This window comes from Nostoc sp. ChiSLP03a, assembly GCF_034531215.2.
In the GTDB taxonomy this organism is placed as follows: domain Bacteria; phylum Cyanobacteriota; class Cyanobacteriia; order Cyanobacteriales; family Nostocaceae; genus Nostoc.
Window position 1 is genome coordinate 17,749 of sequence record NZ_JAVRBQ020000168.1, and the last position, 9,526, is coordinate 27,274.

The 9,526-nt window shown below is 41.6% G+C and carries 5 protein-coding genes and 1 pseudogene; 1 reads left to right on the top strand and 5 read right to left on the bottom strand.

The genetic code is table 11. The features are described 5' to 3' along the window. Positions 1-120: 120 nt before the first annotated feature. The 4 genes from RMY32_RS28655 to RMY32_RS28670 all read right to left on the bottom strand — a co-directional run bounded on the left by RMY32_RS28655 (position 121) and on the right by RMY32_RS28670 (position 7,010). A complete protein-coding gene (locus RMY32_RS28655; RefSeq protein ID WP_322712389.1) occupies positions 121-2,184 on the bottom strand; it encodes a vWA domain-containing protein in 2,064 nt (687 codons plus the stop codon). 1,197 nt (positions 2,185-3,381) lie between these two features. Next, positions 3,382-4,779 carry an ATP-binding protein gene (locus RMY32_RS28660; protein WP_322712391.1) on the bottom strand — a complete coding sequence of 466 codons (1,398 nt, stop codon included), beginning with the start codon at positions 4,777-4,779 and terminating at the stop codon, positions 3,382-3,384. Positions 4,780-5,082: 303 nt separating this feature from the next. Next, on the bottom strand, positions 5,083-6,099 hold the full coding sequence (locus RMY32_RS28665) for an iron ABC transporter permease (RefSeq protein WP_322712392.1): 1,017 nt from the start codon (positions 6,097-6,099) through the stop codon (positions 5,083-5,085). Between the two features lie 287 nt (positions 6,100-6,386). After that, on the bottom strand, positions 6,387-7,010 hold the full coding sequence (locus RMY32_RS28670; RefSeq protein ID WP_322712394.1) for a 4Fe-4S single cluster domain-containing protein: 624 nt from the start codon (positions 7,008-7,010) through the stop codon (positions 6,387-6,389). Between the two features lie 520 nt (positions 7,011-7,530). On the opposite strand from RMY32_RS28670, the gene RMY32_RS28675 reads away from it, so the two are divergent. Then, complete coding sequence (locus tag RMY32_RS28675) at positions 7,531-8,769, top strand: glycosyltransferase family protein (protein WP_322712395.1); 1,239 nt, start codon at positions 7,531-7,533, stop codon at positions 8,767-8,769. Positions 8,770-9,042: 273 nt separating this feature from the next. Here the strand turns inward: RMY32_RS28675 and RMY32_RS28680 are convergent. Next, positions 9,043-9,390: pseudogene (locus tag RMY32_RS28680) on the bottom strand (peptidase); the annotation flags it as partial. Positions 9,391-9,526: the final 136 nt, after the last annotated feature.

The window sequence follows — 9,526 nt, forward strand, 5'->3', positions numbered from 1 at the left end:
GGAGAGCGATCGCCTTTGATGTCCTTTGATATAGATTGTGATATCTCCCAGAGATTATAACGGTTTTCAAGTAATTCAACTACACCACTCCCTACTCGCCGTCTCATTTATGGTCTAAAATCATTTTCTTGTAATCAACCCTCTAGATTGCTCCATTAGGCGAATAAACTCACCCCGATAGCCCTCCTGGTCTTCCCCCTTCCCTTGGGTTGCCAATTTCATTACTAAATCATAATTAGCATCTCCCTTATACTCAGAGTCACGCAGCACCATCCCAAAGGTCGCTACCGCAGCAGCAAATCTCAGGTTTGTGGAGGGGTCAGTTCTCAAATCATCATCTTGGATGGTTTGGGTAATTAGTTGACTGGTGCTGTCTTGGGGCGACTTGTAGCGCAGTTTCACCTGCATCAACTCATTACCAGCAGCATCCGAGACAGTTTCACTAGAACGCTGATACCGCAAAGGATCTATCTCTGGCAGTTTCACATCGCTTTTCGTGCCAGTGGGAATTATTTCATAAAGCGCTGTTACAGAATGACCAGCACCAATATCCCCTGCATCTTTCTTGTCGTCATTGAAATCCTGGTTTTGCAGCAAGCGATTTTCGTAACCAATCAAGCGATATGCTTGAACTTTCGCCGGATTAAATTCCACCTGAATTTTTACATCTTTGGCAATAGTAAATAGAGTTCCCCTAAGATCGTTAACTAAAACCTTTTTGGCTTCCAATAGGGTATCAATATAAGCGTAGTTGCCGTTACCCTTATCAGCCAGTTGTTCCATTTTTCCATCCTTATAATTGCCGGTGCCAAATCCCAACACCGTTAGGAAAATTCCCTGCTTTCGCTTTTGTTCAATTAATCGCGTCAGGTCGCCATCACTGGAAACCCCGACGTTAAAATCTCCATCGGTAGCTAAAATGACTCTGTTATTACCAGACTTGAGGAAGCTTTCTTTGGCTATCTTGTAAGCTAATTCAATACCCTGACCGCCAGCAGTGGAGCCTCCAGCCTTTAAGCGGTCAATCGCCGCCAGAATTGTTGATTTTTGACTACCAGCAGTAGCCGGTAACACCAATCCAGCATTCCCCGCATAGACTACTAAACTTACCCGATCTTCAGGACGCAGTTGATTCACCAACAATTTGAGCGACTGTTGCACTAAGGGTAATTTATTCGGGTCATCCATAGAACCAGAGACATCAATCAGAAATACTAAGTTGCTTGGTGGTAAGGTTTTGCTTTCTAGGCGTTTACCTTGCAAACCCACCTGTACCAACTTGTGTTGAGGATTCCAGGGAGCAGCAGCAACTTCAGTGATGACGGAAAAAGGGCGATCGCCTTTTGGTTGGGGATAATTGTAGGTAAAATAATTGATTAATTCCTCAATTCGCACTGCATCCTTGGGTGGTAATTCCCCTTGAGTAATAAACCGTCGCACGTTGCTGTAAGATGCTGTATCTACATCAATGGAAAAGGTGGAAAGGGGATCGTTACCAACGCGATGAAAGGGATTATCCTCAATCCGGTTATAGTTTTCTGTATTGAATCTGCTACCTATTTGAGGTTCCGGGGCAACCCTTCCAATACTGTCACGAGTTTGGAGTTTAGGCATATTCGTACGGTTAGCAACTCGATCCTGCACTGATGAGCCAGACGGAATACTAAGGGGTAGGGCTGTGGGTAAGGGTTGAGTCTTTTGGTCAGACTCAGTTTGAGTCCGTTCTCTGGTAGGCTGATTTGGAGTGATGGGACTAGGAGCTTCCAATTCCTCTATTGGACTTTTTAGGGTTGCTAACTCTGGTGCAAATTCTGACTGCAAGCGTTGCAGAATTTTCATATCTACTGGGGTAACTATCTTGGGATCGGTCGCTATTAGCTCATTGCTCCGATTCACACAGGCATTCAAGACTGTAGCAAATTCAGTTCGGGTTACAGGAAGAGTGCCAAAATTTTGGACGGTAACGACACAACTATACTGTTTTACCAATGTCTGGAGTGCTTGGTAGTCAGGGTGATTGGGGAGAATGGAAGTTTTTGGAGTAGAACTGGCAGGATTTTGATTGGCTGGAACAGCAACCGTAGCAGACTGGCGTAAAACGGCAATTCCTATTGAGGGTATCAATAAAAACAATATTACAATACTGACTCGCTGCCACATTTTGGATGGAATCGGGTAAGACATGGCTAAATCCTCACACTAAATTTTTTCTGTCACATTTGACTATTTACCCAGAATAGTCCTGAGCAGCTTGGGATTTGATAAGCGTTTCAGTTTTGGTAACTGTAATTTATACAACACTAACCATTCCCATCTAGCATTAGGGAATATCACAGTGTTTGTTGGTATAGTCGCTTAACTTTAGATACTCATTTGTGACAAAGTTGGTGTGAAGTTTGATGAAGTTGTATTAACGTGAGTCTCCAACGAAAGCGCATCTACGGGAAGGGCGAAAGAAAACTGCGTTTTCTTAGGAGTTCGATAAGCCCTTTTTTGACCTCTCCCCCAACCCCTCTCCGACACGGAGAGGGGAGCCAAAACCCTAATTTCTGGTTGCTCCTCCCTTTCCCCGTGGGAGAGAGGTTCATCGAACTCACGTTAATCCAGGCTTCACTGCCTTATGGCTGCCGCCAGTTGATAAGGGCAGTGGTGGAATATGGGATGTTGAATACGCAGTCTATGATTTGTTCGATCTGGGTGAGTTCGATCGAAAAAAATACGGTCTGGCTGCAAAAATAGTTTGAATAGAAAACTAAGGTTAAAGAGGTAGATAGTAAGGAGTTTTTCCACTATCTACCTTTTTGAGAATATAGAAATGAGCAAAATTTTCAACAGAATTACGGAATTGCGATCGCATCGCTTGAAGTCATAATCATCAGAACACAAACTGACTGCGTTCACTGAATTTTTTGCTTGCTCAACTCCAAGCAAGAAATCTTAAAACAGCCAAATAATTAAAGCTATTAAGGAGATAAATGAACATGAGCGAGAATAATAATTCACAACCCAAAACAAAAAAACAACCTCCTAATACTATAGGAAAACCACCTAAGACTGAATTTATTAACTCCGATCAACAGTCCACAAGATCGGAATTATCAGAGAAATAATTTTTTTACCCCAATATTTTATTTATAGCTCAATACGCTTGGCTTAAGGGTTATTGGTGTAAATAATTGGTTTTTGAAGACGCGATTTATCGCGTCTCTACATGAGGGTTTTGTTGCTCATCCTGAACTGTATTGATTTACAACTATAAAACGAATTCTAGTGTAGGAGACAATAAGAAACTATAAGTCTGACGAAAATATTCAATTGCTGCTAGATTTTGGGAACCATTGGTTCCCATTTTTTTCATCTCTAATCCCATTTCTGATTGATTTATTGCTTTGATAAAGGTAGGCAAATGGTAAAACAAGTTCTACCTGAGTGCGACTCAAATGAAAGCGTACCGTGATGGCGATTTTCTACAATTCGGCGAACGGTTTCTAAACCAAGTCCTGAACCATGTCCTACTGATTTGGTGGTGAAGAAAGGTTCAAAAATACGGGTTTTAATTTCAGGTGGAATTCCACTGCCAGAATCGATGATGTCTATATGGGCATAGCGATCGCAATGATGTGTTGTAATTTCTAGCAGTCCTTTACCATCCATTGCATCAATGGCGTTGTCAATTAAGTTTGTCCATACTTGATTTAGTTCACTGCCATAGGCAAAGATTTTTGGAAGACTTCGATCGTAATTGCGTTGCACTTGGACACCGCATTTGAGTTTATGAGCAAACAATCGCAAGGTATCTTCCAAGCCTTGATGTATATCTACTTCTTGCTGAGTGCCTTGATCGAGGTAAGAATAAGACTTCATCGCTTGCACAAGTTCGGAAATCCTCTCAGATCCGCGCAAACCATGTTTAATCATTGACATGACTTCAAAGGAAAGGGCTAGCCAGTGCAATCCCATTTCTCGCAATTCTGTGTCGTCGTTGCGCCAACGTTCCATGAGTTGCTTTAGGGTTTCAACCTCAACACCACCTTCTGCTAAAGGCTCTGCCAATTTCCAGGCTTGGTTTACACCATAGTCTTCTAACCATTCCAGCAATATGTCTTCGCGATCGCTTAGTGTCACCGGATCTAGGCGATTATTCAAAATCGCATCATAGCCTAGATCGCGTACTCTCAACCAGTGTTGAGTATGGGCTTCGTCAACATTGCGTTGCCCATAAACTAAGTTCATTCGTTGTAACTCTAGGATGGCGGCTGGCATTTCTTTTAAAGTCCGAACCAAGGCTGCGGCTGGGTTGTTGAGTTCATGAGCAAGACCCGCAGCAAGTGTCCCTAAAGCTGCCATCTTTTCCCGCCCACGAATGAAAGACTCTAGCCCCCGAACACGACGTTGCATAATTCGGAAGACCATCCGCTCAAAATCACGACATTCATGCAGCAGTTTGCGGAAGTCTTCTCCCTTCATTTCATAGATGTGGCAATTTGAAAATGCCCGCATTGTCACAGGTGCAGGTTCATCTGTGAGTACTGGAATTTCACCAAAAAAGGATGGAGCTTCGTGTTGCCCTATAGGAATTTCCACTCCTTCACTGCGGCGGGTCATGTTGATTTTACCTTTGACTAAGATAAATAACCGACATACAGGGTCTCCCTCATAGGACAACACATCTCCGGGGGAAAGTTCAACTGTTTGAGCGCGATCGCAAACCCACTGCAATCGCTCTTTGGGAAGTTGTTGAAATGGGTCTAAGTTGATTAATTCCTCAACACATAACATCGATTAACCTCCTTGAGTGAGCAGGGGGCAGGGGGGCAGGGGGCAGCAGAGATAAGAAAGTAGGGTTATATAGGTGGGTTTCTTTATGGAGAATTTTGGCTTAAATAGTTGAAGAAGGCTTTGTATAGCAACAGCCAACGTGGTTAGGACATTAACAGATGATAAAACTTTGACACAACAAGACTTTTCACCCAATCCCCAATCCCCAGTCCCCAGTCCCCAGTCCCTTGCTATATCAGTTTATCAGAATGCGCAAAAAACCCGATCCGTTTATAAGGTGGGGATGGATAGTGGTTCGATCGCTCAAAATTTGTTAAATCCAGCAGAACGACGATAAAGTAACCAGATAAACACGGGTGAACCCAGCAAGGCAGTGACGGAACCTACTGGTAGTTCTACTGCTCCTAGTCTAGAGAGTAAATCTGCAAAAGTGAGTAACCATGCACCTGCAAGAGCGGAAAGTGGTAAAACAAAGCGATGATCTGTACCAACAATCAGGCGGACACCGTGAGGGATAACAAGACCGACAAATCCAACCAAGCCACTGATGCTGACTGCACCTGCGGCTAATAGAGTGGCGACACCACCAATTAACAGGCGCGATCGCGTCAACGAAAGCCCTAAACTCACAGCTAAATCATCTCCCAAAGCCAGGATGTTTAGCGATCGCGCCAGCAAGCATCCCCCAATCAATGCAACGATGATATAAGGGCCAGTTGTAGCAATTTCTTGCCAACCCCGTCCATTAAGACTACCAACCAGGAAACTGAGCGCAACTTGAATTTGCCCATCTTCAGCTAAAAGCAGCAATGTACTTTGTACAGCACCAAATAAAGAACTCACCGCTACTCCGCCTAAAATCAAGCGCTCAACAGAAATTCCCGACCCCGAACGACCGAGTAAAATAACGATCGCGGCAGTTAAAATTGCTCCTATCCATGCTGCAAAAGGAATTGCGATCGGGAATATATGGCACACAATCATCAGAATTACAAGTAGTCCCGCACCCGCTGAAATGCCCAAAATAAATGGATCGGCGAGACTATTACGTAACATTCCTTGCAGCAGTGCCCCTGACATTCCCAAAGCTGCGCCGACAATAATCGCAGCAGTAATGCGCGGAAGACGTAAATCCCAGAGAATTGTCTGTTTAACCGGATCGCCTTTGTGGAGTATAGCTTGCCAAAATTCCGACATACTTAAAGGTACTGCTCCTTGAGAAAGCGACAGTGCTAGCGTTACCACCAGTGCTGTACCAAAAAGTAAAACAGCCCAAAATACGCGGTGTTCAGTAAAAATTTTCTGAAATGGTCTAGTCAAATTTATGATATGTATTTTTTTTAAATATAATCTGTCCCAAACAAAGCTGCATTTAAAGATAGCTTCTCGATGAGAGAGCAGGAATCTAAAAATTTGACCCTCAGAAGCTCAATATTGACCCTCAGAAGGTGAAAGTTGACCCTCAGAAGCTCAATGTTGACCCTCAGAAGCTCAATGTTGACCTTCAGAAGCTCAATTTTTAAGTTTTAACAACTCCCTCCTCTCCTCTGCTCCCCTGCTCCCCTGCCCCCTGCTCCCCTATCCCCTGCTCCCTGCCCCCCGCTCCCCTACGTTAGTTCCAGTCCACCTTGATAGCCAGTGACAATACGGCCACCATCCTTGAGGATATGGATTTCGATCTGGTCGCTAGCCCAAGTAATCTGGTCTTGGAAAGCCGGGTTTAACACCCTAAGCCGTTGATTGCTAGAAGAAACTGGAGAATTGGGAGAATTAACTGCCAGAGATTGTACAAAAGGCCCGTCAATCAGGATATCGAGTTGTTCTAACAATGCTTGGGAACCTGGCGGCGCAGATTGGGACTGTAGCTGCTTAAGAGTGAAGCCAGAAAAAGACATTACATTTAAACCAGCAGCTTTTACCTTCTGGGCTAAAGACGCTAATGCCGTTGCTTGCCAAAAGGGTTCTCCACCAGAGAATGTTACACCCGTGTTGCGGGGATTGCTGAGAATATTTTCGGCAAGAGCATCAACAGCAATTAATTGATTAGCCTCAAAAGACCAGGAGTTAGTATTAAAGCAGCCAGGACATTCACGCAAACAACCTTGTACCCAGACGACTGCACGACAACCAGGGCCATTAACTTCTGATTGATCGACGTAACCCATAATATTGAGATAGCCTGGGGGAATTTCCATGAGTGCTAGCGATGGGTCAGTTGGCTTAATTTCCATCTCTTTAATTCCTTTTAGCCGTTAACTGTTAAATATAACGAATCTCCAGTTAGATAACCGTGACAATAGTTATATAACTGGAGATTTAATTGATGATTAATCTCTCAAAAACTTTTGGGAGTTTGGAAAAGTCCGCTTTAACTTACTAGACCGGGTGCTGGGGAAAATAGTTACAGGTTAATTGACACATATTTATCGAGTTTGGTATTGTTACCAGCGTCCCATAAATTACGAAGTTTAATTATATGTGGCCCAGAAATGCCCCTAAAACACCAAGCTGCACTGAAACTGAAAGCTGCTGTATATCCCTAAGTGCAGATAGACGAATTTACCGGATTTAATCAGTTACATCGCCGCCGCAGATGCCGTAGTCGCAATGGGTGGCTACAACACAACGCTGTACAATTACTGGAATTAACAACGATTGTCAAAATTGTTGAAGTAAAAAGTAATAAAAGTATTTATTTTATGTTTCGTTTGCCTTCTTCCAACCATCCAAATTTACAGAGGTAAAATTTTTATGAAACGTATTATGTTTTACTGTCAACATATTTTAGGTATGGGGCATCTGGTTCGCAGCCGCGAAATTGTACGAGGTTTAACCAAAGACTTCCAAGTTTGTTTTATTAATGGTGGTGAAATAATTCAAGGATTTGAAATTCCTGCTGATGTAGAAGTTATCAATCTGCCTACAATTAAAACCGATATAGAATTAGCTGAATTACAAGTAGTAGATGATGCCTTTAGCCTTAGCGAAGCCAAAGAAATTAGAAAAAATCGACTTCTGGAAATTTTTAAGCAATTCCAGCCTGATATTTTAATGGTTGAGTTATTTCCTTTTGGGAGAAGACGCTTTTCTTTTGAATTAATTCCATTATTAGAATTAGCCAAATCAAATAAAGGCTCAACTAAAATAGTTTCTAGCTTGCAAGATATTGTAGTTATTAAACCAGAAAAAAAAGTAAAACACGAAGAAAAAATATGTAATTTAATCAAGAAATATTTTGATATACTCTTGGTTCACAGCGACCCAGATTTAGTTCCACTAGAAGCAACCTTTTCTAGAGTCAATGATCTAAAGTGCCAAGTACATTACACCGGATATGTCGTGCAAGACCCACCAACAAATCTTATTTTAACTGATGAAGAGCGGGGAATTATTAAATCAGACAAACCCCTGATTTTAGCTAGTGTAGGGGGTGGTAGATTTGGTCATGAGTTGCTTGAATGTGTAGTTAATACAGCCCCTTTTTTAGAGAAATTATTGCCACATCAGATTCAGGTTTTTACTGGGCCATTCATCCCCAATTCAAAATTTAAAAAACTGCAAGAAATGGCAAAATCTAGTAAAAACATTTATATTCGACGCTATACTCCTTACTTGCTAAATTACATGAAAAAAGCAGACCTTTCAATAAATATGTCTGGCTATAACACCATAATGAATATTTTAACTACAGGTGTACGAGCTATGATTCTTCCCTTTACAGGTAATCAGGAGCAAGAACAAATAATTAGAGCCGAAAAGTTAAGCGACTTAGGAATAGTCAAATTTATAAATCATAATTATTTGCAACCTGATTACCTAGCTATTAATATTATTAATTATCTCAAAGAGCAGCCTAATAAAATTAACTTTGATTCTGGGGGAGTTGAAAAAACTGTAAACATCTTAAGAGGATGTTTTAAAAGTCCTTTCGTCAGTAGTAAAACGTTATCGATCCCCCCAACCCCCTTTAAAAAGGGAGGGGGAATATAAAAGTGTCTAAAGTCACAGTGAAATACTTGTTCATTCATCCTCTAAGTGAATGTTTGAAAAGTGTTGTATAACACATTCAATGCTGATATTATCCCCCAAATCCCCTTTATAAAGGGGGGATTTAAGAGATTATCCCCCCCATTTACAAGGGGGGTTGGGGGGGGTAGTAGACACTTTGTGCAATGGTATCAAGACTATTACGGTAAATAAAAAAACATTCCGAACTATATCCTACTCATAGCAATAATCTCGATACCAGAATTGGTAATTACTTCAGAAAATAGTTAATCTATATTTACCGCGCTCCTGTGGATTTTTGGAAGTAATAACTATATAGTATGTATCATCTTCAGGCAACCTAGCTCGGTCAATTAAAGCACTGTAGACACCACTTTTGTCTTTGTCTTTATCAATCGCGATCGTTTGTCCTTTAGAATTTAGCAAAGCTACATAAGGAGAAAACTCTTCATCAACACTATCTACACGAATACTGATCAGTTGATTTTTTCTACCTTGAAAATTAGAAACATTGTAAGCGCCTCCATTTTGTTTCAAGGTTGAGCTTTTGGCAGTTAGTTGGCCTGATTCATCTAAAGTATAGCTAGCTCTATCATTCCTAATACCAAATTAATATGAAGCTGCATAGAATAGAGCTTCCAAGATAAAGTTATAAGAAGAGACAGAAATTACCTGCTCAAATGTGAGTTGGTCGAAGATTTCTTGGATGCGCTCGCGTAAAGCTTGTAAAGAAGAGAAA

Bases quoted from the DNA above. Each gene is read 5' to 3' on its own strand.
- RMY32_RS28655 (WP_322712389.1), bottom strand. From the start codon at position 2,184: ATGTCTTACCCGATTCCATCCAAAATGTGGCAGCGAGTCAGTATTGTA.
- RMY32_RS28660 (WP_322712391.1), bottom strand. From the start codon at position 4,779: ATGTTATGTGTTGAGGAATTAATCAACTTAGACCCATTTCAACAACTT.
- RMY32_RS28670 (WP_322712394.1), bottom strand. From the start codon at position 7,010: ATGGAAATTAAGCCAACTGACCCATCGCTAGCACTCATGGAAATTCCC.
- RMY32_RS28675 (WP_322712395.1), top strand. From the start codon at position 7,531: ATGAAACGTATTATGTTTTACTGTCAACATATTTTAGGTATGGGGCAT.